General features: G+C 41.2%; 18 protein-coding genes. All 18 read left to right on the top strand.

All coding sequences use genetic code 11. The features are described 5' to 3' along the window. Positions 1 to 1,410: right-handed parallel beta-helix repeat-containing protein (locus OCK74_RS24185; RefSeq protein ID WP_279299680.1), on the top strand; the 1,410-nt coding region annotated here is incomplete at its 5' end. Between the two features lie 297 nt (positions 1,411 to 1,707). After that, positions 1,708 to 2,136: a RagB/SusD family nutrient uptake outer membrane protein gene (locus OCK74_RS24180; protein ID WP_279299682.1), complete on the top strand. Its 429-nt coding sequence runs from the start codon at positions 1,708 to 1,710 to the stop codon at positions 2,134 to 2,136. A 210-nt stretch (positions 2,137 to 2,346) separates the two neighbouring features. Further along, positions 2,347 to 3,741, top strand: coding sequence for a sugar porter family MFS transporter (locus OCK74_RS24175; protein WP_279299679.1), 1,395 nt, complete (start codon positions 2,347 to 2,349; stop codon positions 3,739 to 3,741). Positions 3,742 to 3,832: 91 nt separating this feature from the next. Continuing rightward, complete coding sequence (locus OCK74_RS24170; RefSeq protein ID WP_279299678.1) at positions 3,833 to 4,660, top strand: sugar phosphate isomerase/epimerase family protein; 828 nt, start codon at positions 3,833 to 3,835, stop codon at positions 4,658 to 4,660. Between the two features lie 462 nt (positions 4,661 to 5,122). Continuing rightward, complete coding sequence (locus OCK74_RS24165) at positions 5,123 to 8,071, top strand: glycoside hydrolase family 38 N-terminal domain-containing protein (RefSeq protein WP_279299677.1); 2,949 nt, start codon at positions 5,123 to 5,125, stop codon at positions 8,069 to 8,071. A gap of 309 nt (positions 8,072 to 8,380) precedes the next feature. Then, a complete protein-coding gene (locus tag OCK74_RS24160; RefSeq protein ID WP_279299676.1) occupies positions 8,381 to 9,253 on the top strand; it encodes an AraC family transcriptional regulator in 873 nt (290 codons plus the stop codon). Between the two features lie 258 nt (positions 9,254 to 9,511). Beyond that, a complete protein-coding gene (locus OCK74_RS24155) occupies positions 9,512 to 10,987 on the top strand; it encodes a sugar porter family MFS transporter (protein ID WP_279299681.1) in 1,476 nt (491 codons plus the stop codon). Between the two features lie 6 nt (positions 10,988 to 10,993). Then, positions 10,994 to 11,779: an SDR family NAD(P)-dependent oxidoreductase gene (locus tag OCK74_RS24150; protein ID WP_279299675.1), complete on the top strand. Its 786-nt coding sequence runs from the start codon at positions 10,994 to 10,996 to the stop codon at positions 11,777 to 11,779. Then, on the top strand, positions 11,766 to 12,221 hold the full coding sequence (locus OCK74_RS24145; RefSeq protein WP_279299674.1) for a cupin domain-containing protein: 456 nt from the start codon (positions 11,766 to 11,768) through the stop codon (positions 12,219 to 12,221). Before OCK74_RS24150 ends, OCK74_RS24145 begins: the two co-directional genes overlap by 14 nt. A 4-nt stretch (positions 12,222 to 12,225) precedes the next feature. Continuing rightward, entirely contained in the window at positions 12,226 to 12,924 is a 699-nt protein-coding gene (locus tag OCK74_RS24140; RefSeq protein WP_279299673.1) for an RraA family protein, read from the top strand. 8 nt (positions 12,925 to 12,932) lie between these two features. Next, on the top strand, positions 12,933 to 13,994 hold the full coding sequence (locus tag OCK74_RS24135; protein WP_279299672.1) for a mannonate dehydratase: 1,062 nt from the start codon (positions 12,933 to 12,935) through the stop codon (positions 13,992 to 13,994). 9 nt (positions 13,995 to 14,003) lie between these two features. Further along, a complete protein-coding gene (locus OCK74_RS24130) occupies positions 14,004 to 15,035 on the top strand; it encodes a lactonase family protein (protein WP_279299671.1) in 1,032 nt (343 codons plus the stop codon). Positions 15,036 to 15,058: 23 nt separating this feature from the next. Next, the gene (locus tag OCK74_RS24125) at positions 15,059 to 16,507 is read left to right on the top strand and encodes a sialate O-acetylesterase (protein WP_279299670.1); all 1,449 of its coding nucleotides are present in this window, start codon (positions 15,059 to 15,061) and stop codon (positions 16,505 to 16,507) included. Positions 16,508 to 16,861: 354 nt separating this feature from the next. Next, positions 16,862 to 17,446 (top strand): RNA polymerase sigma factor, encoded by a 585-nt coding sequence (locus OCK74_RS24120; RefSeq protein WP_279299669.1) that lies wholly within the window; start codon positions 16,862 to 16,864, stop codon positions 17,444 to 17,446. 93 nt (positions 17,447 to 17,539) lie between these two features. Next, the gene (locus OCK74_RS24115) at positions 17,540 to 18,643 is read left to right on the top strand and encodes a FecR family protein (RefSeq protein ID WP_279299668.1); all 1,104 of its coding nucleotides are present in this window, start codon (positions 17,540 to 17,542) and stop codon (positions 18,641 to 18,643) included. 285 nt (positions 18,644 to 18,928) lie between these two features. Beyond that, on the top strand, positions 18,929 to 22,294 hold the full coding sequence (locus tag OCK74_RS24110; RefSeq protein ID WP_279299667.1) for a SusC/RagA family TonB-linked outer membrane protein: 3,366 nt from the start codon (positions 18,929 to 18,931) through the stop codon (positions 22,292 to 22,294). Positions 22,295 to 22,324: 30 nt separating this feature from the next. Further along, the gene (locus OCK74_RS24105; RefSeq protein WP_279299666.1) at positions 22,325 to 24,052 is read left to right on the top strand and encodes a RagB/SusD family nutrient uptake outer membrane protein; all 1,728 of its coding nucleotides are present in this window, start codon (positions 22,325 to 22,327) and stop codon (positions 24,050 to 24,052) included. 30 nt (positions 24,053 to 24,082) lie between these two features. Then, positions 24,083 to 24,922 carry a DUF5018-related domain-containing protein gene (locus OCK74_RS24100; RefSeq protein ID WP_279299665.1) on the top strand — a complete coding sequence of 280 codons (840 nt, stop codon included), beginning with the start codon at positions 24,083 to 24,085 and terminating at the stop codon, positions 24,920 to 24,922. The last annotated feature ends 165 nt before the right edge of the window (positions 24,923 to 25,087 follow it).

Raw genomic sequence — 25,087 nt, 5'->3', positions numbered from 1 at the left:
GCTGATGAAAAGAGCCAACTTTGGACAGCTTCTGTCGATACAGCAACAACAACCATTTGGGCACAGTTTAAAAACGTTGACCCTAATAAAGAAACGGTAGAGATCAATGTTCGCCCAACTGTATTTTATCCTGCTGTGCCATTCACCAACTTCCTTACTGTTCGTGGCTTTACTATGGAGCAGGCTGCTACCAATTGGGCTCCTCCAACTGCAGAACAACAAGGCTTGATTGGTACAAACTGGAGCCGTGGCTGGATCATCGAGAACAACACTGTTCGCTATTCCAAATGTTCGGGTATTGCATTGGGCAAGTATGGAGATGAGCGAGATAAAGGAACAGGTACAACAGAGGGATATGTTGGAACTATTAATAGAGCGTTAGCATCTGGTTGGAACAAGGGCACTATTGGAGGACATATTGTTCGCAATAATACAATTTCTAATTGCGAGCAAACAGGTATTGTGGGTAGTATGGGTTGCTCGTTCAGTATCGTGGAAGGCAATACCATCCATGATATTTTTGTTAGGCATTTATATGAAGGTGCCGAACAAGCCGGTATTAAGTTTCACGGGGCTGTAGATGTACAGATTCGTAATAACCATATTTACAGAAGCAATTATTGGGGCGTTTGGCTCGATTGGATGGCTCAGGGAGTTCAGGTAAAGAATAACCTCATGCATGATAATGGCGAGGATCTTTTTTTGGAAGTAGATCATGGTCCAATGCTGGTCAGCAATAATATCTTGCTGTCTAAAGTGAGCTTATATATAAACTCCAGTGGTGCCGCAATTGTTCATAATCTGATTGGTGGTAAAGTGAAAGTGATTAACTATGATAGCCGTTTGACACCCTATCATAAACCTCATTCTACTTCCCTTGTCAGCCTGCACGACAATCCGGGTGGCGATATGCAGTTTGTGAATAACCTGTTTGTAAACAAAGGCGATGTTAAAGACTATGCTAAGGCATTGTTGCCGGTTGTCTTCGATGGTAATGTATACACTAAAGGCGTAATCAGGGCTGCAAGCACCGACAATCAAAAGAAGTTTGGAGAGATGAGTAAAAGCGCAAAAGAGCAAATGAAAAAATATCAGGACCAACAGGCCATAGAAAGGAATGCTTTGGTCATCAATGACTATGATGCCATGGCAAACTTGACAGCCGAAAACGATGGTATGTACCTGGAAATTTCATTGGACAAAAATTGGCTGAACGGGCAAAAAAGAAAGCTGGTGACTACCGAAACTTTGACCAGGGCTCTTGTTCCGGATTTGCCTTTCGAAAACACAGATGGCTCGCCATTAAAGATCGATACAGATTATTTCGGCAAAAAGCGTAATGTGACCAATCCCTCGCCTGGTCCATTGGAAATCAGGAGCAGCGGAAAGCAAAAAATTAAAGTATGGTAAATAATGCACGGCTTGGGCTGATGTATCATCCAGAAATAAGTTGACAGTTTTTAAATAGATCCCGGTTGCCTTAGGTGACCGGGATTTTTGTTTGATACGCCTGCTGAGGTGAAATGTGATATACATGTGGAACTATGCCTGTTTTTGTTGATGCTCTTCTCAAAAAAAATTTTTTGATCCAATACCCCCTATTGGTAATCAGGCATTCCAGAACATGAATAAAGTATGGATGACAGACTCATGGACACCTGAAAATCCTAATGCCAAGTTCCCAATGGCGGTGGATGGAGTGGTGTTATATACGGCTATGGTCTTGATGCGTATTCAACTCAAGCATCGGTACGTAATTTAATGATGAGTGAGCGCCTTGCTGAATTCTGCCAGGAAAGTAAAAGATGGGATAATCTTCGCAGGCTGAAGCGTTTTGACATATTGAATGCTAAACAAAATTTATCTAACCTTTTTGTTGTTTATAACACTTCAAATGCTCCATTAACAAAGAAAACCGATTTTGACTGGACTCAAAATATCCAAACAGATGCAGTGCGTGCTAACTTCCATTTAGAATTTAAAAAAGAAGTTACTAACAATCCTGTTAACGTCTATAACCTGCCAAACGCTAACTGGTTCTATCCAATAGCATTGAATGATTGGCAAAGGAACTTCGCTAGTGATCCTGCTCAACAAAACAATGAGTGGGGTGGCACTTTTGATCCATTAAAATAGTGCTTCATCATTGGTGATTTAGTGATCAAAAAAGGGGGCTTTTCCAGGCCCCCTAATTTTTTTTATATTGTGATGCAAAAATAGCATTGGAAATTATCAAAATAGCATCTGTTTTGCAGAGATGATATCCGTTATTTTACCGTCCACGATTTAAAAACTGGCCTTAGGTAGGTCAGTATTATTTATAAAAGCCATTTTAAACGATTGCCAATGGAAAATTTATTAGTTTCTACAAAATCATTCCAGGAAAGTATTCCAGAAAGTTTACCACAAAAAAGCATCAACAAAAACTTTATTACGATGGTAAGTTTTGTTGCTGCATTAGGGGGCTTGTTATTCGGATTTGATACAGCGATCATTTCCGGAACAATACCCTATATCTCTACTTACTTTGGACTGGATGAATATATGTTGGGATGGTCAATGAGTTCAATCCTGATTGGGTGTGCTGCTGGAGCTTTACTTGCCGGGTATTGCGCAGATAGATTTGGACGACGTTTCACGTTGATCATTTGCGCCATCTTGTTTGCTCTTTCAGGTATTGGAGCCGGGATGTCTACGCAGTTATATGTATTTATTTTATTTCGGTTGATTGGAGGTCTTGGGGTTGGCGCAGCAGCCATGGTATCTCCCATGTATATCGCTGAAATAGCGCCTGCTAAGGTGAGAGGCAGACTGGTTGCCTGTTACCAGTTGGCGATAGTAGTAGGGATCCTGGTTGCCTATTTTGTCAATTACTTTTTGGATGATGTGGGTACGAATAACTGGAGATGGATGTTTGCTTCACAAACACTCCCTTCATTACTGTTTTTACTGTTATTACTCCTGGTTCCGGAAACACCAAGATGGTTGCTGAAAAAGGGGAGAAAGAATGAGGCAAAGGAAATTCTTGCGAAAACATCTGATGGTGCATCCGTTGAAGAAGAGTTAGCCATAATTGAAAACAGTTTTCATCATGAAAAACGCATTGCGCTAAAGCAGGTCTTCAGCAAAACTTACAGGCCTGTATTATTGGTTGGAATTATGGTGGCCATTTTCCAGCAGGTTACAGGTATCAACTCCATCATATATTATGCTCCGTCTATCTTTAAAGAAACCGGAATTGATTCTTCATCCTCTTTGTTGCAAACGATTATCATTGGTGTGGTTAATATAGCGTCAACGTTTGTGGCTATTGGATTGGTAGACAAGGTAGGCAGAAAAAAACTGTTGCTAATCGGAAGCATATTAATGGGCATATCGCTTGTTGCTTTGGGTCTCTGCTTTCATTATAGTTATTATGATAATTACATCGTATTGATCTTTATGCTGCTGTATGTAGCTTCTTTTGGAAGTACATTGGGTGCTGTTGTTTGGGTCTATCTCTCTGAAATATTTCCCAATCTCATACGCAGTCTTGCTTTGTCGGTGGCAACATTAGCATTGTGGCTGGCTGATTTCGTTGTTACCCTTACTTTTCCCATATTGACAAAACACCTGGGCACTTCCTACACGATGTTTTGTTATGCTTTCTTATGTGCGGTTGCTTTTGTTTTTATGTTCTTTAAAATAAAAGAAACGAAAGGCCGGTCGCTCGAGGAATTGGAAACATTATTCACTTCATAAAATATTACTCAGGAACAAAGAACTGTTGATGCCAACCAGCCTTATTTGCGCCCTGAGGTTTTAAAAATAAAAACAGATTTATCATAGATTTATGTCAATACAATACTATTGCCCGCGTTGGGGAAGCGAAAGTTTAAGTTGGGGCACTTTTTTCGAAAACGTAATGGCTGCCGGTTATGATGGTGTTGAGTGTGGCATTGCAGTCACAGCATCAGAAAAGGAGTTGGAAGAGATATGGAACCTTTCTGCGAAACATAATGTCAAAATCATCATTCAACATTACGATACCTATGTAGCGGAGTTTTCGAAACACTTTGATCAGTATTGTGCATGGTTGGAGAAAGTAAAGCCTTATCCTTGTGTGAAAATTAATTCGCAAACCGGCAAAGATTTCTTTTCGTTTGAACAGAACCAGGCATTAATTGAAGAAACGCTTCGATTTACTGAAAATGAAGGTGTGCCTGTAGTGCACGAAACGCACCGCAACAAATTTTCATTTGCTGCACATATTACCAAAACGTACCTGGAAAAAATACCCGGTTTGAAAATTACACTGGATGCCTCTCACTGGGTATGTGTAGCTGAATCATTTCTTGAAGATCAGCCACAGGCTGTGAATCTTGCCATTGAAAAAACGGAGCATATCCACGCAAGAGTTGGATATATAGAAGGTCCCCAGGTGCCAGACCCCCGGATCAATGAATGGGAGCACGCATTGAATATGCATTTGAACTGGTGGGATAAGGTTGTAGAGCGAAAGAAAAAAGAAAATGCTATTTTAACCATCGCCCCGGAGTTTGGGCCGTTTCCTTATATGGTGCCTTTGCCATCTACGGGACAACCCATTACGAACCAGTGGGAGGTGAATCTGTTTATGATGAATTTATTAAAGAAAAGATATTCAAATACTTCCTTATGAAAATCGGCGATTGATGGCAATGACAATTGATTAGAGAGATTTTCTCTCATATTGCAATTTTAGAATGATTACTAAGGGGCCTTTCCAGGCCCCTTTCTTAATATGTATAGGCTAATATGCCATTAGTATTTGCTCCATCTTTTCATATCAATTAATCAGTAATGATAAATAAAGCTGAAAATGATTAAAATACTTGAAATATTGATTTAATCGCTTGTAGGAATGCGAATCAGTTGAAATTAGTTTTGACACATTCCTTTCATTTAACCGTATGATTGATCTAAGTTTCTTTATTTCAAGGCCCCATTCTTACGCTAATAAGTAGAGGTTAATAGAACATCAGTATTGATCAATATGGTATCTGTTTGAAAACAATCACGCTTATTACTTTATGATGTAAACGAAATCTTCACCAAATAAAAAGGTCACAAAAGTTAATCCCGAAATAAAAAATCAATGTAAATGAGAAAGTCAATCATAACTAGTTTACTCATCCTTTTTCTACTGCTGCAGGGGACAAATGGGTTTGCAAATGGTTCATTCCCCGATTCTATAGCAGTGAAAGTTCAGTCATTTTATCGGCATCGCTCCGATAAAAAACCCGGAAGATCTCTAATGCTGTATTTTAAAGGTGCTCCATTGATAGGAAAAGGAACAATTACATTGGAATCTGGTACCATTAAAGAGTTGTTACCTGTTGATGGAAAGAATGGTATAGACAGCCTGGATGTTTTGCTGCCTGCTGGTCTGGGTGTAAAAACAGATTGCCAGCTGAAGATCGTTGTAAAGCAGGCTAATAAAATGCTGGAGCATAGTGTAAGGGTGCCCGCCCTGCGTCAATGGACGGTATATATTTATCCTCACTCTCATGTAGATATTGGCTATACCAACACCCAGCAAAATGTGGAAGTGATCCATAGACGGAATATTTTCAATGGGATTGAATTGGCAAAAAAGACAGCAGCCTATCCCGAAGGAGCACGGTATGTATGGAATCCTGAGGTGTTATGGCCTGTAGAGCGGCTCTTTAGCAAGGCGAGTCGGCAGGTAAAACAGGAAGTGATTGATGCCGTTAAAAAAGGATACCTGCACCTGGATGCCAGCTATGTGAATACCAATACCAGTGCGGCTGCTGATGAGGAATTGTTTGAATTCCTGGGCCATGGTAAGGACTTTGAAAAACTAACCGGCAAAAAGATAGAAACCTTTGTCCAGGTAGATGTTCCAGGCATGACCTGGGGAATCGTTCCCGTGGCCAAACGCTTAGGTATCAAATACATTTTTGCGCTCAATAATGGCTCCGACCGGGTGGGTCGTTCTACGGACTTGAGTTTTAGGCCATTCTGGTGGAAAAGTGTTGACGGTAAATCAAAAGTACTTTTTCTACAGCCTGGAAGCTATGTTCCCGGCGCACAGCTTAAAGGTTTTAAGTTCTGGCCTAAAATGCTTGGTCAGACAGATACTACAAAGTTATTAAGCATGGTAAAGACCGAAACGCCAAGACAGAATTTTATTGATGGTTACCTGGCTGATATGTTGCCTAAATTGGAAAAATCTGACTATTATCCTTACGACCTCTTTGCCATGTCGTGGGCCATGGCTGATAATACGCCTATTGATGCAGACTTGCCCGAGGCTGTCAAAAGCTGGAATGAGGAATTTGCCTATCCACACCTGGTGATTGCAAGTGCTACAGAGATTATGAAAAAATATGAAGAGAAGTATGGCGACCAGCTCCCGGTTTTATCCGGGGACTTTACAGAATATTGGACCGATGGTTTGGGTACAGCAGCGAAGCAAACTGCCATGAACAGGAATGCTAAGGAAAGGCTTATTCAGGATGAAACGCTTTGGGCAATGCTCCATCAGGGAGAGCCTGCACCAAGGGCAGACTTGAAAGAAGCCTGGAGAAATGTCAGCCTGGGAACGGAGCATACCTGGTGTTATTTCTCTCCTGATAAACAGCCAATTACCAATGATATTTTAAATGTGAAATTTGGATACTTTCAAAAAGGGGAAGATATCAGTAAAGATATAATGCACCGAGCTTTAGCTCCTGTTGCCAAAAGCGAAAGTCAAACAGTTGGGGTCTTTAATACATTGTCCTGGAGTCGCAGCCAGTTAGTCACTCTTTCAAAAGAGCAAAGTAGTCAGTATAATAGTGTAACAGATGAGTGGGGGAAGGCTGTTTTGTCTCAAAGGCTTTCTACAGGAGAGTTGGTGTTCATGGCAGAGCATATTCCTGCTTTGGGCTCAGGGAGTTATCAATTGAGCGCAGGCAAAACCAATACGAGCGGATCACTGGCTCAAGGCAATGTATTGGACAACGGGATCCTTAAGGTTGTGATTGACCCTCAAACGGGAGACATCTCCAGCTTGACAAAAGGGGCAAAAGAATTTGTAGATGCCAAGGCTGCCTGCAGTATCAATAGTTATCGGTACCTGAAAAGTAGTGAAAAACAGAACAGGCTTTCCGGTACATCGAATGTGAAAATTTCTATTCTTGAAAACGGCCCCCTGCTGGCCTCGATTTTGGTGGAATCAGCGGCGGAAGGTTGCAATAGCCTGTCCCGGACAATTACACTTATAAAAGGCCAGGCTTATGTAGATATCAAGAATAACTTGGATAAACAAGCCATAACGAAAAAAGAAGGCGTGCATTTTGGATTTGCCTTCAATATCCCTCAGTCTGAAACCATGGTAGACATTCCGTGGGGCATTATGAAAATAGATAAAGACCAGTTGGAAGGGGCCAACCGGAATTGGATCGGCTTTCAACGCTGGCTGGATGTGTCCAATAAAGAGAAAGGGGTAACCATGTGTTCATTGGATGCTCCTGTTTTGGAAATAGGGGACCTAACTGCTGACATTCTGGGAGGAGCCACCAATTCACCTAAATGGATCAAAAATCTTGCTCCCAGTGCAACTATTTACTCCTGGGCTTTAAATAACCACTGGCATACGAATTTCCCCTTAAGCCAGGAAGGTAGGTTGGAGTTTAGATATCGCCTGCTTCCTCATAATACGGCTTATGACGCAGCAATGGCCAATCGTTTCGGCATGGAGCAATCCCAGCCATTGGTGGTTAGCCCGCTAAAGCAAAAGCTAAATCAGAAGCCTTTAATGTCTCTGACTGATAATCCAAAAGTATTGTTATCGATATTGAAAGTGGATGAATCGGGCAACAGGATGGAGGTAAGGTTGCGCTCTGTTTCTGATAAAGATGAAGTGGTGAAAGTAAATTGGCTGGAACGGAAACCTCTATCCGTGCTCATGAACAATAAAGTGTTAAGTAATGCCGATAAACTGGCGCAGACCGAAGTATTGGTTCCTGCAATGGGAATGGCTTCATTCATAGTTGACTTCAATTCAATCATATCAATGGGCGACAACTTAAGTGCTGGCTTATAGAAGGGTCTATAAGATATCTATCTCATCATATGGCAATTTTAGATTGATGACCGAGGGGCCTTTCCAGGCCCCTCTTTTAATATAATTTGACGGGGCTAATATTCCATCAGTATTGATCAAAATTGTATCTGTTTGATTGCCACCAGTTTTGTTATTTTAAAATTTAGCGATTCGTTTTAAATGAATATGCCAATGAAAATTTCAGGTTCAACTTATTTGATTTTAATTTGCTCCACTGTGGGTCTCCAAGGCTTTTCTTTGATTTTGCGGTGATACAAAAAATTCCATAACTGAATAATAGATACAAAAATGAAAGCTAAACTGGTTGAAGTAAGTACACATGATGTGCAATCCATTTTTGTAAAAGAAGTAAGTGAAAACAATTTCAATGCTCTTTTTCATTTTCATGAAGTATGCGAATTGAATTATATAGTGGAAGGTGCCGGTAAAAGTGTGATTGGTGATTGCATAAAGGATTATTCAGCTGGTGACCTGGTTTTATTGGGTCCTAAGCTCCCTCATATCTGGTATCATGAGGCGTCTGAATATGTTTCCAATGAAAGCAGGACTGGAAAAGCCATTGTTATATATTTTCCCGCAGACTATTTAAAGACACTAAGCCTGGATGAACCTTTTAGTTATAAGGCTGAGCGGCTAATTGAAAAATCAAAGATGGGATTAAGTTTTCATCCTGGAATCAAGCAACAAATAGCTCCTTTAATCAATGAGATCGTACATGCCACAGGTTTAAGGAAGATTATACTGTTCCTGGAAATAATGAATATTCTATTAGATGCAAAAAAGTATGAACAGCTCTCCTCTATTGCAAATAAGGTCTCATTAAATGAAAAAGATACAGAGCGGATGAATAATGTGTATCGGTTTGTACTTGAAAATTTTCGGGAACCTATAGATTTACCGACGATTGCACAAATAGCCAATATGACCCCACCCGCTTTTTGCAGTTTTTTCAAAAAGAGAACAGGAAAATCTTTCACCGGATTTTTAAACGAATTAAGAATAGGTCATGCCTGTAAATTGTTAAGGGATTTTGACTTGACCATTGCGGATGTTTGTTTCAGCTCGGGCTTTCAAAGCTTTGCCCATTTTAATGATTCTTTTAAAAAAAAGACCCAAAGAACACCTTCTGAATACAGAAGAGAACTTAACTTGGTAAGTTAACGAAGCCTTGATGGACAAAGGGGATACTGCCCCATCTTTTCATCTCTATTAATCAGGGATGATAAATAAAGCCGAAAATGATTAAAATACTTGAAATGTTGATTTAATTGCTTGTAGGAATGCGAATCAGTTGAAATTAGTTTTGACGCCTGTAATTGGAAATAGAATAAATGCCCTGGTGTTACTGTAGCATTCATTTACTGTTCTTCTTTTTTGAGGAAAGTGAAAATATTTTATCAGTATTGGTCAATATAGCATCTGTTTGATTGTCTCCAGTTCTGTTATTTTAATTTAAACGATTCATCCAAAATGATTATGCCAATGAAAATTTCAGGCTCAACTTATTTGATTTTAATTTGCCTCACTGCAGGTCTTGGAGGCTTTCTCTTTGGCTTTGATACAGCCGTAATTTCTGGAGGTATTAATTTCCTCCGCACCCAGTTTCAACTCAGTGCCGCCATGGAAGGGTGGATCATGAGCTCCGCATTATTGGGATGCGTGTCAGGTGCTGCAATCGCTGGCTGGATGGCTGACCGTTTTGGAAGGAAGATGGTGCTTGCTGCTTCTGCCTGGCTATTCATTATTTCTGCTATTTATTGTGCTGTGGCCATCACGCCAACACACCTGGTGATAGCCAGGTTGATAGGCGGCGTGGGTGTTGGCTTTGCAGCCATGGTAGCCCCTATGTTTATTTCCGAAATGGCGCCTGCTCATTTGAGGGGACGCCTGGTTTCATTATATCAGCTTTCCATTACATTGGGCATTTTGTGTTCTTATTTGTCCAACGCTTGGCTATTAAACATTGCAGGTTCTACTCGCTTTGGCAACTGGATGGACTTTTACTTTGTAGATGAAGTATGGAGGGCTATGCTGGGCTCCAATGCGATTCCCGCAATATTGTTTTATCTAATGCTCTTATTGGTTCCGGAAAGTCCAAGATGGCTGATCGCAAAAGGTAAGAACCAGCAAGGTTTGGACATCCTGAGCAGGATCAATGGTCCGGAAAAGGCGCAAATAGAATCTGAAGAGATCATTGCCACTTTAAAAGAAGAGAACGGCAGCTTCAATGAATTATTTTCTAAAAAGTTCCGCATTGCTCTTTTGATCGGTTTGGTGCTGCCATTCCTAAGCCAGTTATCCGGTATCACTACTGTAATGTATTATGCACCTGCTATTTTCGAGAAAGCTGGATTCCAGGCCTCGTCAGCAATGGGAACAGCCGCATTGATCGGCTTCTTCAATATGATCTTCACAGTGGTGGCGATCTGGAAAATAGATGTTTGGGGCCGGAAACCTTTATTGATAGCTGGCTTTGGCGGGCTCAGTATTGCGCTTTTAGCCATTGGTGGTTTATTTTCCGGCGGACAGGGAACCATCCTGCTGGTTGCTGCATTTATCTTTTACATTGCTGTTTTTGCCGCAACCTTAGGCCCTGGCGTGTGGGTAGTGATCGCTGAGATCTATCCTACTTCCATCAGGGGAAGGGCGATGTCGTTGGCAACTTTATCCCTTTTTCTGGGTTCTACTTTTGTCACGCAGACCTACCCGTTATTGCGCGAATCAATTGGCATTGGAATGACCTTTATGCTGTATGGACTGGTAATGATCCCTGCCTTATTTTTTGTCATAAAATACATTCCGGAAACCAAGGGTAGGACCCTCGAGGAAATTGAGCACAACTGGAAAGAAAAAGCCCACCAAAAAGAGGAGAAGACTTATTTAACAACTACATAATTACGCATGCAGAATAAGATAGAACTAACAGGTAAAAATGTATTGGTCACCGGTGCCTCCCAGGGCATCGGTGCTTGCATAGCAGAGGCTATGGCCAGTTGCGGCGCCAATGTGCTGATCAACTTTAGAAAGGAGGAATCAAAAGCACTTGCTGTTGCTGAGCGGTTATCGAATCAATACAAAGTGATATGTAAAGCTTACCAGGCTGATATCAGCATACCGGAGCAGGTAGACGGGATGTTCGATTTCATGGATAAGCAACTGGGAGGTATCGATATCCTGGTGAATAATGCCGGTATTGAAACCATTAATGATGCACTGGACATGCCACTGCAGGAATGGGACCGGATTATGAATGTCAATTTGAGAGGGGCCTTTTATTGTGCCCAACTGGCTGGCAGAAGAATGCGCGCCAAAAAGCAGGGTGTGATCCTAAACATTTCATCGATCCATGATAAAGTAGCCAGGAAAGGCCTTGTTCACTATTGCAGCTCAAAGGCCGGGCTGAATATGCTCACGAAATGTTTGGCCCTGGAACTGGCGGAATTCAATATCAGGGTAATGGCAGTTTCGCCAGGTGCAATTGAAACGGAAATGAATTCTGAGGAAATCGAAAAGTTTGGCCGGGAACGCTTCAACAACTGGATACCTTTGGGCAAAATTGGGAAGGTGGATGATATCGCCTGGATGTGTTCTTTCCTGGCAAGCGATAAAGCTGGCTATATGACCGCTACAGAAATTTATGTTGATGGAGGGTACAAGGAAAGTACCATCCAATATGACCCAAGATAAACTGATGATGATGGATACTGGATTAATTGAAACCTATTACGCAAAGGAAAATGGATACCATCCTTTTTTCATCAGGGAGCATTGGCAGGTGGCCCAGTTAAATTACTTGCCATGGTTGTCTTTCACAACCATCGAACGACTCGAACAGCATCAGCAAACTGATGAGATCTTTGTACTGACAAAAGGTAGGGCTGTACTCATTGCGGCAAGTATGGAGAACAGCATGGTCAATTTTGAATGTATCTTAATGAAGCCCGGGGTAACGTACAATATCCCCGTCAACGCATGGCATAGTATTGCTATGGACGAAGATGCCGAAATCATTATTGTCGAAAAGAGTAACACACACCTGGGTGATGTCATTTATTATCCACTATCGGAGATGGATAAGAACAAATTAAAAAATCAAATATTGGAATTGGTGCAAACATCAAATTATTAATACAATGAATAGCATGACAATTGAACAAAATAAACCTTTGATTGAGTGGGAGACAGATCAAGAGTTGTTTAAATTGATGGAATCTGAATTATATACACCTGTAGTAGGTGATATCCTTGATGAATATGGATACTATCATCAGTTTTTACCACAGCCAGTACAGCCCATGCGCTTGCAGGACAAGCTGGCTGGCAGGGCCATGCCGGTACTGATGATTGATGTATTCGGGCCTCAGAAAAAACCATTTGGCAAGCTTACGGAAGCCTTGGATCAATTGCAGGAAGGCGAGATCTATATTGCTACGGGGGGTACCATGCGTTGTGCTTACTGGGGAGAAATTCTCACGGCCACCGCAAGAATGAGAGGAGCCCGTGGAGCTGTGATTGACGGTTATCACCGCGATACACCACAAGTACTGGAACAGCAATGGCCAGTATTCAGCAGGGGCCGTTATGCACAGGATTCCTCTGTAAGAACCCAGGTGGCAGATTATCGCTGCAACATCGAAATAGGAGGAGTTTGGATAGCTCCCGGTGACCTTATTTTTGGCGACCTCGACGGCGTATTGGTAATTCCACAAAAAATAGAAAAGGAAGTGATTGCCAAAGCGATTAAAAAAGCCAGGGGCGAGAAGTTGGTAAGAAAGGAAATTGAAAATGGAATGTCGAGTACCGACGCTTTCGCTAAATACGGAATATTATAAAACAGGAGATGATGATGAAGTTAGGATTAGGTCTTTACCACCACATGTTAAACCGGCAGCATTTTGATTTTGCCAAACAATGCGGTTGCTCTCACCTGGTAGTTCATTTAGTGGATTATTTTAACAAAGGCAGCCAGAAGGATATCAATAATCAGCCTATAGGAAATGGGACCGGCTGGGGAATAGCAGGTAAGTCAGCCCAAATGTGGGAATTGGATTCCCTGCTTCGTTTGAAGAAAGAGATCAATGCAGCAGGCCTGGAATGGGGGGCTATTGAAAACTTTGATCCTGCCGATTGGCATGATGTATTATTGGATGGTCCAAAGAAAAAACAGCAGGTTGAATTATTGAAACAATACATCCGCAATGTCGGCAAAGCCGGCATACCTGTCATTGGATATAACTTTAGCCTTGCAGGTGTATCCAGCCGTGTGACAGGTCCATTTGCACGGGGGGGCGCTGTTTCTGTTGGAATGGATGGCGTTGATGATCGACCCATTCCGAATGGTATGGTATGGAATATGGTTTATGATACAACTGCAGATGATGGATTCCTTCCGGCGATTAGCCATGAGGAGCTTTGGCAAAGGTTGGAATATTTTTTAAAGGAGTTACTTCCTGTTGCTGAAGAGGCCGGTGTACAACTGGCTGCCCACCCCGACGATCCTCCTATGCCTGTTGTAAGAAATACGCCACGCTTAGTTTACCAGCCACAGATGTATCAGCGCTTGTTGGATATCTATCCCAGCCCGCAAAACAAATTGGAGTATTGTTTGGGTTCCCTGGCAGAAATGACAGAAGGCGATATCTATGAGGCAACAAGGCAGTATGCAGATCATATCAGCTATATCCATTTCAGGAATGTAAAAGGCAAAGTGCCAACCTATAAGGAGGTTTTTGTAGACGAAGGAGATATCGATATGGTAGAAATCATCAGGATCCTAAAAGAGAAAGGCTTCAACGGGGTACTCATTCCTGATCATACGCCTCAAATGAGTTGTGACGGATCATGGTATGCCGGTATGGCGTACGCATTGGGTTACATGAAAGCTCTAATCAAAATCGTGTAAAAGATTGTTATGTTTTTTTTCACAGGAAGTTATACAGAACCAGGAGCTCCGGCCCCCAATCCAATGGGCGCCGGAATTACCTCTTGTTCTTTCAATCCACAAAACGGTAGTATAAAGATCATTGGCAGCCAGCCTCAAAGAAATCCCAGTTATCCGGTTGTATCTGCCGATGGAAAGATCTTGTATGCCGCCGAAGAAATGTTGGCATCGGAAAATACGCAACTGGTTGCTTACAGGATCCATGAAGATGGAAGTCTAAGCAAACTGAATGCAGTGCCGCTGCCAGGTGATTACGCCTGCCACCTGGCTATTGCAAGCCAGTCAATTTTAGTTGCCAATTATGTAAGTGGCGATATCCTGGTTTACGCATTGGAGCATGATGGAAAGATTGGCTCATTGAATCAACGGATCCAACACACCGGCTCTGGTGTGCACAAAGAAAGACAGGAGGCTCCCCATCCTCATATGATGTACCCGGTTGATGATGATAAGGTCTATTGTGTTGATTTGGGTATAGACCAGGCTAAAGCATATCGCTTTGAAAGTGCTTCCAAAAATTGGGAACCGGCAACAGAATGGGATATCAATGTAAATACAGGAGCCGGCGCGCGACACATAGACATGGATTTGAACCGGGAATGGCTGGTGCTGATTGGTGAATTAAGCGGTCAACTGTTTTTGTATCACAAAATAGAAGGCAAATACCAGCTGGTAGACACTAGTTCTTTAGAGGGTGGAGAAATGAGCGCTGCTGCCATCAGGATACATCCCAATGGCCGGTTTGTTTACTTTTCAGAAAGAAAGACCAATAGCATTTACTCTTTTTTAATAGCAAACGGCAAATTGCATTTTATTGAAAAATGCTCCTGTGGTGGTACCACTCCTAGAGATATCTCCATTGATCCCTCTGGAAAATGGTTACTGGCTGCCAATCAGGACAATCATACAATCGCTGTATTTTCCATCGATAGCCTTACTGGTCAACTCGAGTTTTCAAATTCATGCAATGTGCAGACACCAACCTGCATCTGCTGGCAATAAACAAAAAAATGATAATAAAAACAATGAGATTAAGAACACTGTCCTCCCTTCTTCTCCTTTTGGCTTCTACTACTTTTATTCAGGCTCAGGTTAGACTGCCTAAAGTGCTGGGAAGTAATATGGTTTTGCAACGTGAAAAGACGGTACCTGTCTGGGGATGGGCTACACCAGGCGAAATGGTTACCGTATCCTTTTCTGGCCAGCAAAAAACGACTAAAGCCGATGCGGCTGGAAATTGGAAAGTAGTGCTATCTCCTTTAAAAGCATCGGATAAGCCCCAGGAGATGACGATAACTGCCAGCAATACCATTACCCTATCTAATATCCTGGTAGGTGAAGTATGGTTATGTTCGGGCCAGTCGAATATGGAATATACCATGAAGTTGCCGAACAATTATGCGAAACCTAAGAAAGGAGTTGACAGTGCCGCGCTGGAGTTAACGAAAACCTATCCCAACATTCGCATATTTAAAGTTGAGAAAGTATTAAGCAGTCCTGATGTAACAACCACCGGCTGGAATGAATGCAGCGGTAAAGCTTTGGCGCAATTTTCTGCTGCAGGTTTTTATTTCGCAAAAAATATTCAGTCAGAGCTAAACATGCCAATTGGTGTGATTTCTTCTTCATGGGGCGGAAGCCGTATAGAACCATGGACACCCGCGGAGGCCTACAAAGCTTTGCCTGCATTTGCTGCCGAGGGCGGGAAAACGCCTTTTATGATTGATAGCGTTGCCCCTGGAATGAATTATAAAAGCATGATACAGCCCTTGGCGCCCTTTGCCATACGCGGCTTTCTTTGGTACCAGGGCGAGTCGAATTGCCTGATCAATGATGGCATACGTTATGCCGATAAAATGCAGGCATTAATTGAAGGCTGGCGCAAACAATGGGGAAATGACAACCTCCCTTTCTATTCGGTTCAGATTGCTCCATTCTATTATTCCAAAAACCAGAATCGCATAGCGCACACTCCTGAAACGCTTCCAGAATTTTGGGAAGGACAGACACAAGCGTTAAAGATACCTAATACAGGGATGGCTGTTGTGACTGACCTGGTAGATACTCTTACCGACATTCACCCATCTTATAAATGGGAAGTAGGCAGGAGGCTGGCTTTACTTTCAATGGCAAATGATTATAATAAAAAGGTTGTAAGCAGTGGACCTGTTTTTAGGAGCATGAAAGTGAAAAATGGTAAAGCCGTCCTGTCTTTCAAATATGCAGATGGATTAAAAAGTATGGATAATGCACCCTTAAACTGGTTTACCATAGCAGGCAATGATGGAAAGTTTGTTCCTGCAACGGCTGAAATTCATGGTCAGAAGATTATTGTATCTGCTCCTGAAATTACTAAACCTGCTGCCGTGCGCTTTGCATGGAATGAGGCTGCTATGCCAAACCTGTACAACGGGGCAGGACTTCCTGCAGTTCCTTTCCGTACAGATGCTGTTAAATGGAAGGTTGGATCATGAGTTCCGCATGGCTCGGATGTGTTTCAGGATCGGCGATTGCCGGCAATGACAATTGATAAGAAAATTTTTCTCTCATATGGCAATTTTAGTATGATTACTAAGGGGCTTTTCCAGGCCCCTTACTTGTTTTTATCAATGCATACTAGTCGGGTTATTCAAACGATCAGAGTATAATCCATTAATGGCGTAGTTTAATCTATTTTTCCGGGTGGCTGGCAATTGTATTTTTGCATATTTTAATAAAACAATAACTTTTTGTTTTTGTAAAATCTCATTTATGATGAGATGTATTGCCGTAACACTATGTTTTTATCGGTAAATCTTTCATCATTATTAACTGAAAAACAATTACGATTGCTGAAGACTGATGCAGAAATATTAGAAGGTCTGAAAAAAAATGACGAAGGAGCTTTTTCTGCGATCATGAAAAAGTATTATCCTTCCATGTATCGTTATGGACAGCATTTTACAAAAGATGAAACGATAATTGCTGACTGCATCCAGGATGTTTTCATTAATCTATGGCAGAACCGTCATAAGACAGGAACTATCAGTTATCTGAAACAATATTTACTAATTGCGTTAAAGAGAAGGATCATCCGGGTTGGTGCTCAAGACAAAAGAAAACTGTCTATAGGCGGTGATGAAATAATAGATTATGATTTCGCCCTTGAATTTTCTATTGAAGATGTCATCGTGGAAAAGCAGTTGAATGAAGAAAAGGCCGCTAAACTTCGCCAGACGCTTGATCGGCTTCCTGCACGGCAAAAAGAAGTGATCTACCTCATTTATTACCAACAGCTCGATCATGATCAGGTAGCTAAAATCATGCAGATCAATAAGCAATCAGTTTACAATCTCCTTCACGAAAGTCTCCGGAAAATCAGGGTATTCTGGCAGGAAGTTACAGTGATAAGCCTGCTCTTACTTAAGTATTAACAGTGCAAACGTTTGCGCATCTTTTACAAAAAGTTTAAAAATAGACAGTAGTTGGGGTTTGATAGCTGTTCTATATATAAAAACATGCACCTCATGAATGACTATAGTCAATATGATGTTGATGATTTTATAATGGATCAGGATTTTATTAACTGGGTGTTTGATAATAACACAGAAGATAATGTCTGGTGGCAAAATTGGTTGCTCCAGAATCCACATAAACAATCAATGATCAGTGAAGCCCGCACCATCTTGCTTTCCTTTAAAGTAAAGGAGAAAAGCCTTGAAGAGGAAACGTTAAATCATGAAATGCGTGCGATAATGGATAGGATCCAAAAGCCGCGAACAATGGGCATTCTTGCTTCCTTATCAAGATGGAAATATGCTGCTATCCTGATTGGAATATTGGTGACCGGGGCTGTGGCCTATTATACATTGTTACCATTTTCCTCTATCAATAATGAAAACCTGGCAGATGCAGATTTGCCAGCAAAAAAACGCGGCTTAATTGAAGAATATAACTCCGGCAGCAAGGATAAGATCGTGCACATGCAGGATGGAAGCACGATCCGTTTAGCGCCCAAAGCAATCATCCGTTATGCTGAACAATTTTCATCATTGGATACCCGTGATGTTTTCCTTTCTGGAGAAGCTTTTTTTGAAGTGACGAAAAATCCAAATAAGCCTTTCAGGGTATTTAGCCATGAATTGGTGACTAAAGTATTGGGGACAAGTTTTACGATCAAGGCAAATGAAAAAGATCAAAAGATTTCAATAATAGTACGAACTGGCAAAGTTGCAGTTTATGATAAAACCAATATCCGGGATAAGAAAGAATTGAATAGCAAAAATTTGAATGGTATGGTATTAACACCAAACCAGGAATTGGTTTATTCACGACAGCAACAGAAGTTTCAAAAAACATTGATTGACAGGCCTGTAATGATCAATCCTGCTGAAATAAAAAATAATTTTCAATACGAAGATGTTCCTGTTGTTGAAGTTTTGGAACAGATCAGGGAAGCCTATAGTATTAGTATTGTTTACGATAAAGAAGCTGTTAAAAATTGCAAGCTTACAGCCGACCTGCGCGATGAATCTATTTATAAAAAGCTTGAACTGATTTGCAAGGCTATGGATGCAAAATACCAGGTGATAGATGGACAGGTTACAATAGAGGCAAAACCCTGCGAATAGAGAGAAAGTCAATTAATCTCTCATTGCTAGAACTTTCTTGCCAGACAGCCGTATACTATTTCTTAACCACTAAAAACGATTGCTTATGTTATATAATTCAACCTGAAAAGAATACTCCTGCAAGTAAATAAAAGCCGGTACTGCTGCAAACAGAACCGGCCTGCAAAGAACGCCCCGTCACAGTGGTATGGCGGCGGGGCTGTTGTGATCATTTTGATTTTTTAACCAAAACCTAGTAAAGTTATGCAAAATCGTGAACGCCTTAAACGGCTAATTTTTCAATTTATGAGAATAGGACTGCTGCCCGTTTTAATGATCATGTGTTTGGCGGGTATCTCTTATGCTGAACCTGCAAATGGACAGGAAATTTTAAAAAAGAAGATATCCATTTCTGCTGATCAGGAAGTAATGAAAAACATCCTCAGGCAGATAGGTAAAAAGGCCGAAGTGAAATTTGTTTATATCTCTTCAAATATTCCGGACCGCAATAAAACGACCATTGTTGCAAATAATGAAGAATTGGGGTCGGTGTTGTACAAACTCCTGAATCCTTTCAATGTTCAATACGAAGTGAATGGTGATCAGATTGTTCTGAAACCGGTTGCCCTATCTGCTTTCATTACGGAGCCTGAAACTGGTAGTTCACCTGTGGTGACGACTACAAGCACGCCTATTAAAGGGGTAGTAAAAGACTCGGATGGCAAACCGCTGGCAGGAGCAAGTGTGGTGGTTAAAGGCTCTAGCAGTGGTACGGTGACCAATGAAAAAGGTGAGTTTGTTATCAACGTTCCTGAAAATGTATCAACATTGATCGTTTCTTATATAGGAATGGAAAATGCAGAAGTGAGCATTAAAGGAAAATCTAGTTTAAATATCACCATGTTGATCTCTGCTGCCCAACAGCAGGATATTGTAGTGGTAGGATATGGAAAGCAATCAAAACAAAAAGTAACCAGTGCTGTTACTACTTTAAAAACTGATAATTTTAAAGATGCGCCTTATACCGATATCCAGTCTGCAATTGCTGGTCGGGTTGCAGGTGTAGTCGTAAATTTTAGTGGAGGAGCGCCCGGCAGCGTGCCTTCTTTGACCATAAGAGGTGGCGAGCCATTGATCGGTCAGAATACACCATTATACGTAATCGATGGAATCATCAGGGATGGTGCTGCCTTCGTTGCCCTGAACGTGAACGACATTGAAAACATCAGTTTCCTGAAAGATGCCTCAGCCACTGCCGTATATGGAGCGAAGGCTTCTGCTGGTATTGTATTGGTAACCACAAAATCAGGAGTTGCTGGCAAATCAGTAATCAATTATTCCAACAACATTGCCTGGAATACGCCTAACCTGTTTCCTAAATTGATCAATTCATATGATAAGGCCCTCGTTGCCAATGCCATTGGGGCAGAAATGGGTTTCGGTCCATATTCATCATACAGGCAGGGTCAGTTGGACTCTATAAAAAGTGGCATCAGTCCTGATATTTACCCAAATACAGACTGGTATGGCCTGGCTTTTAGAAAATACGCCAGTCAGCAATCGCACAATTTATCCTTGAGCGGTGGTAACAAGCAGACAAAATATTATGTGGGCCTGGGCTATTTCAACCAGGGGAGCAACTACGTAAACAATGCTTATAAAGTTCAGCGTTTTTCCTACAATACTAAAGTTAGTTCCGATTTTGAATCCATTGGTTTGAATGTAGCGCTTGGCCTGAGCGGGTATTATTCCTCTTCAACCCAACCACCTGCCGGTACGGCCTCAATATTCAGCCATATAGTAGCCAAAAGTCCATTGGACCAGGCCTTTAATAAGGATGGTAGTTTAGCACCTTTGGTGGATCACCCACTTGCTGAAATCTATTCTCCTGGTTACAGCCGTTCAGAAGCTTTTTTCAATGACGGTAACCTTACATTTACCTGGAATGTACCTATGGTAAAAGGATTGAGCTTTAAAGCATTAGGCGACTATGCATTTACGATGAATCCTTCCAAAACATTTAATGTGCTGGCTACTCAGTACAAGACAGATGGTACGATTTATCCAACACCTAATGCTTCTTTATCTCAATCCAGCAATAGTACGAAGGCATATAATGCGGAATTCCAGGCCGACTACAGCAGAAGCTTTGACAGACATTCCGTAGGTGCCACTTTTGTTTCGATTGTAAGAGGAGGTAGTAACAATGGGTTTAGTGCTTCCAGAAATAACTTCCCTTCTACAGCCATTGACCAGCTATTTGCCGGAGATGCCTCCTCTCAGTTGAATAATGGTTCAGCAAGTGAATGGGGAGAAGTTGGTTATGTAGGAAGAGTAAAATATGACTACGCAGCTAAATACCTGCTGGAAATGAGTGGCCGTTATGATGGGTCGGATTATTTCCCTCCTTCAAAACGATTTGGATTCTTCCCTGCTGTGAGTGCTGGCTGGGTTTTATCATCAGAAGGTTTCTATAAACAACTGAATCTGGATAAGGTATTCTCCTATTTGAAATTTAAGGGTTCATATGGCGAAACTGGTTCCATAGGCGGCAAATATGCTTATTTACCAACGTATAGTGTAAATTCCCAGGTATATGTTGCCAATGGAAATCTTCAAAATGGATATTCTGAAGGTGGCCTGACAGTCGCAGATCAGAATATTACCTGGTTTGATACTCGTGCACGTGATTTTGGATTTGAATTCGAAGTATTGAATAAAAAATTGTCTGGAGGTGTTGACTATTTCTATACAAGAACAAAAAATATATTGGGTAGCCCTGCCTTCCGCTATACCGATCCTTTAGGGACAAGTTTACCACAGGTGCTTACAGATGCTGCAACGCGCAAGGAAGGATTGGACTTCTCTTTAAACTATAATTTTAAAATTAAGAATGACCTTAAGGGATATATTGGGTTCAATGCTACCTACTTCAATTACCTCTGGGAAAATACCAATGAGGATAGTGTAGCATTGATGAATCCATTTACGCGTAGCCAGGGTTTTGACCAAAACTATTATGGCGCTATGCTTTTATCAAATGGCTTGTATCAGGACTACCATGATATCTTAAATAATCCAGTTCGTATAACTTCTACAGCATTAGGATTGGGCGATGTTTGGCTGGCAGATACGAATGGCGATGGAAAGATTGATAGTCAGGATAACCGTCGTTTAGGAAAATCACAATCTCCCCGCTTTACGTTTGGTGTTCCCGTTGGCTTACAATACAAAGGGCTTCGCCTGGATGCGCTTGTACAAGGCACCGGAACCCGTAATGTGTACCTTGGAGGCTTAATACAAGCTGGAGAGGGTTTTAACCGCATAAATTTTGATTTTCAGAAAGATTACTGGTTATCCAGCAATACGGATGCTAGTTATCCAAGAGCCGGTAATAATACGATGAACAGTGGAAATAACTACACCACCAGCACTTTCTGGTTAAAGAATGCTCGTTTTGTAAGGCTTAAGAGCGTAACCCTTTCTTATGATTTCAAACGGATCATGAAGAAATCCAGCTTCTTTAATGAATTATCTGCCCATGTAAGTGGTACTAATTTGTGGACATCATCACCTGTTAATAAATATTTTGATCCCGAATTAGCTGACAATAATAATTTCTTCTACCCTGTAAACAAGACTTATTCAATGGGCGTCCGTTTTGGTTTTTAAGAGCCTTATTTAATTAAACTAATGAAAATCATGAGATACTTTCTTTATATAATACTGATTTTTGCCATATCCTTTACCTCTTGTAACAAAGTAATGGATACCAAGCCTCTTGATAAATATACAGGAGAGGATGTGTGGAATAATTATAGTTTGGCAGAAGGTTACATATATACCTGTTATGCCAATTGCATGGGGTATATATTTTCCTGGAATTACGATGCAATAACTAAAAGTGTAAAAAACCATCCATGGGGTGGGTCTTATACTTCTGAAAAAACAGAACAGATTGATCGCAACTATGATGGTGGTTGGACGCAATTTAGTAATATCCGCAGGGTAAACCTGGTGTTGAAAAATATACCTGGTGCACCATTTACTGATGTTCAAAAAAACACTTTACGCGGTGAGGCTTTTTTCTTAAGAGGCTCTATCTATTCTTACCTGGCATTCCGTTTTGGTGGGGTGCAAATTGTAAAGGATGTATTAGATGTTGATAGTGACTTTAACATTCCCCGCTCTTCAATGAAGGATGCCTATGATTTCGCCCTGGCGAACTTGGATTCCGCGGCTAATTTACTACCTGCGACAAATACTAGAGGAAGGGCAACGAAAGGAGCCGCTTATGCTTTGAAAATGCGGGTAGCCCTGCAGGCAGGAGCATACATAAATGACAATAAATATTATACAGCCGTAAGAACTGCAGGTGATGCTCTTTTTGCCATGACGCAATACAGCCTGGACGATTATTCTAATTTGTTTAATGCCTACAGCACTGCCATCGCTTCTCCGGAAAACATTTTGGTATATGACCGTAAGAACACCAATACCAGTTTTGATGGAACTCCGATGCAATCGCTGGTGTGTAATTCTGATCAGATTCCTTCCAAGCTTACTGCAAATGCGCTGCTGAAATTTCCGCTCAAGGAGTCAATAGAAGGATGGATGAATTATGCGCCTACCCAGGACCTGGTAGATGATTATTTGGTAACTGACGCCGATGGCAAACAAAAGAAGTGGGATCAGACATCTTTTATCACTACAGGAGCAAACGTATATGAGAAAATGTATAAGAATAGAGATAAAAGATTCTACGCTTCAATTATATACGACAGTTCAAAATACTTTGGAAACGTAGCGTACCTGCGTGCTGATGGAAATTGCTCTTCCAACATCTCTCCGCTGAATGGTGGATGTATCTCTGGTGGAGCCTCTTTAACAGGCTATCTGTTTGCAAAATATGTGTACCAGGCAAAGAAACTATGGTACTCCGATCCAACTGACTTTTGTTACAGCGTACTTCGTTTGGGAGAGGCTTATCTCAATTATGCAGAAGCATGTATCAGGCTGGGCGATGAGGCCACTGCTAGGACCTATATCACGAAAACATATCAGAAACACGGCGGGTTTACCAATTCAATCACTTCTTCAGCAGAGGATCTGTGGAACGATTACCGCAGGGAAAGACATGTGGAACTCATTTTGGAAAACGGTGACAGGTATAGGTCTTTGTTGAGATGGGGTATGCAAGCTTCTGGCGGATTGAAGCAAGGATATGAAAATACGGCTCTTGCCATCCCTGAATTGACTGGTGTGTTGCACGGTATAGCAATTAGTGCTGATGGCAAAACATACCAGGTGTACAATTTAAATGAACAAAATGGTCAGCCTTTAAAATTTACTCCTAAGCGTTATTTATTCCCAGTACCTCAATCTAAAATAACTGCTCTTTCTATTTTGACTCAAAATGCTGGTTGGTAAGCCTTTTAATAAATATTAATCATGTTTCGTATGAAAAAATATAGTTTCCAATTGTTAATGGTTTCAGTCATTTCTCTGTTGATGACATCCTGTCTGAAGAAAGACTTGCCGGAAATGAAAAGCTCTTCATTGAATAGCATTAGCGATTTCAATTTAATTTATAAATACATCGATACAGTTATTGATAATCCCGGTACTGCGAAAGAAACTACCCGCATTCTGGTGAAGACGGTTCAGTTGAGTAAGACCAGGACAATCTCTAATGATACAGTTTATATATCCCCATCTTTCCCGGCAGGCTTTCCCCGTAAAGAAAAAGCAAAGGTCACTTTGAGCAATATCGTGGGATACGCTAACATACCAGACGCCGCTATTATTAGTCCAGTTAGCTCAGCTCCGGAATTGGGAAAGCCTGGTAATTATGCTGCACCAGTTAGGTATGAAGTAACTGCAGCAAACGGGAGCAAAAAAAGCTGGGTAATTGCTGTGGCTCCATTGCCTGTCGTAAGTAAATGGGAAGGCATCTATACGGAAACTGGGACTTTGGATCATTCAACTGCAGGTCTTCAAACTTGTCCGGCAAATTATACACAGGAGTTAATTACAGTGACTGCAAATAAATTAAAGGCGACAGCAGGATTTTGGTACTTTAATAACGCTGCTATAACCTACTTTATAACCATAAATGCAGACAACTCTGTTACCATTTCAAGCGATCCAAATGCTTCAGTAGTTGTGCAGCAACAGCCTTCGCCGGCTTCTACTTATGATCCGGTAAATAAAAAGTTTAATTTGTATTACTTCTATTACAGCGGCGGCGATCCTGCCAATTGGCGGAAGTTTAATACAGTGTTTACTTATAAGCCTTAAGGCTGAACTTTTCTCATATGGTAGCAATCGTTTAGATTCAAAAGGGGCTTTTCTAAGCCCCTTATTTGTTTTATTATAATATGAGGCAAAATAGCATCAGTATTCGTCAATATATTGGACATATGTCAGCCGGCAAATTGTTTTATTTGGGCCACTAAGCTGTAA

This window comes from Paraflavisolibacter caeni (assembly GCF_025628885.1).
GTDB lineage: Bacteria > Bacteroidota > Bacteroidia > Chitinophagales > Chitinophagaceae > Flavisolibacter > Flavisolibacter caeni.
The sequence above is the reverse complement of the archived record's forward strand: the minus strand, read 5'-3'. Positions and strand labels throughout refer to the sequence as shown.

Coding starts and splice junctions, on each gene's coding strand:
- OCK74_RS24175 (WP_279299679.1), top strand. CDS start 2,347: ATGGAAAATTTATTAGTTTCTACAAAATCATTCCAGGAAAGTATTCCA.
- OCK74_RS24170 (WP_279299678.1), top strand. CDS start 3,833: ATGTCAATACAATACTATTGCCCGCGTTGGGGAAGCGAAAGTTTAAGT.
- OCK74_RS24165 (WP_279299677.1), top strand. CDS start 5,123: ATGAGAAAGTCAATCATAACTAGTTTACTCATCCTTTTTCTACTGCTG.
- OCK74_RS24160 (WP_279299676.1), top strand. CDS start 8,381: ATGAAAGCTAAACTGGTTGAAGTAAGTACACATGATGTGCAATCCATT.
- OCK74_RS24150 (WP_279299675.1), top strand. CDS start 10,994: ATGCAGAATAAGATAGAACTAACAGGTAAAAATGTATTGGTCACCGGT.
- OCK74_RS24145 (WP_279299674.1), top strand. CDS start 11,766: ATGACCCAAGATAAACTGATGATGATGGATACTGGATTAATTGAAACC.
- OCK74_RS24140 (WP_279299673.1), top strand. CDS start 12,226: ATGAATAGCATGACAATTGAACAAAATAAACCTTTGATTGAGTGGGAG.
- OCK74_RS24135 (WP_279299672.1), top strand. CDS start 12,933: ATGATGATGAAGTTAGGATTAGGTCTTTACCACCACATGTTAAACCGG.
- OCK74_RS24130 (WP_279299671.1), top strand. CDS start 14,004: ATGTTTTTTTTCACAGGAAGTTATACAGAACCAGGAGCTCCGGCCCCC.
- OCK74_RS24125 (WP_279299670.1), top strand. CDS start 15,059: ATGAGATTAAGAACACTGTCCTCCCTTCTTCTCCTTTTGGCTTCTACT.
- OCK74_RS24115 (WP_279299668.1), top strand. CDS start 17,540: ATGAATGACTATAGTCAATATGATGTTGATGATTTTATAATGGATCAG.
- OCK74_RS24110 (WP_279299667.1), top strand. CDS start 18,929: ATGAGAATAGGACTGCTGCCCGTTTTAATGATCATGTGTTTGGCGGGT.
- OCK74_RS24105 (WP_279299666.1), top strand. CDS start 22,325: ATGAGATACTTTCTTTATATAATACTGATTTTTGCCATATCCTTTACC.
- OCK74_RS24100 (WP_279299665.1), top strand. CDS start 24,083: ATGAAAAAATATAGTTTCCAATTGTTAATGGTTTCAGTCATTTCTCTG.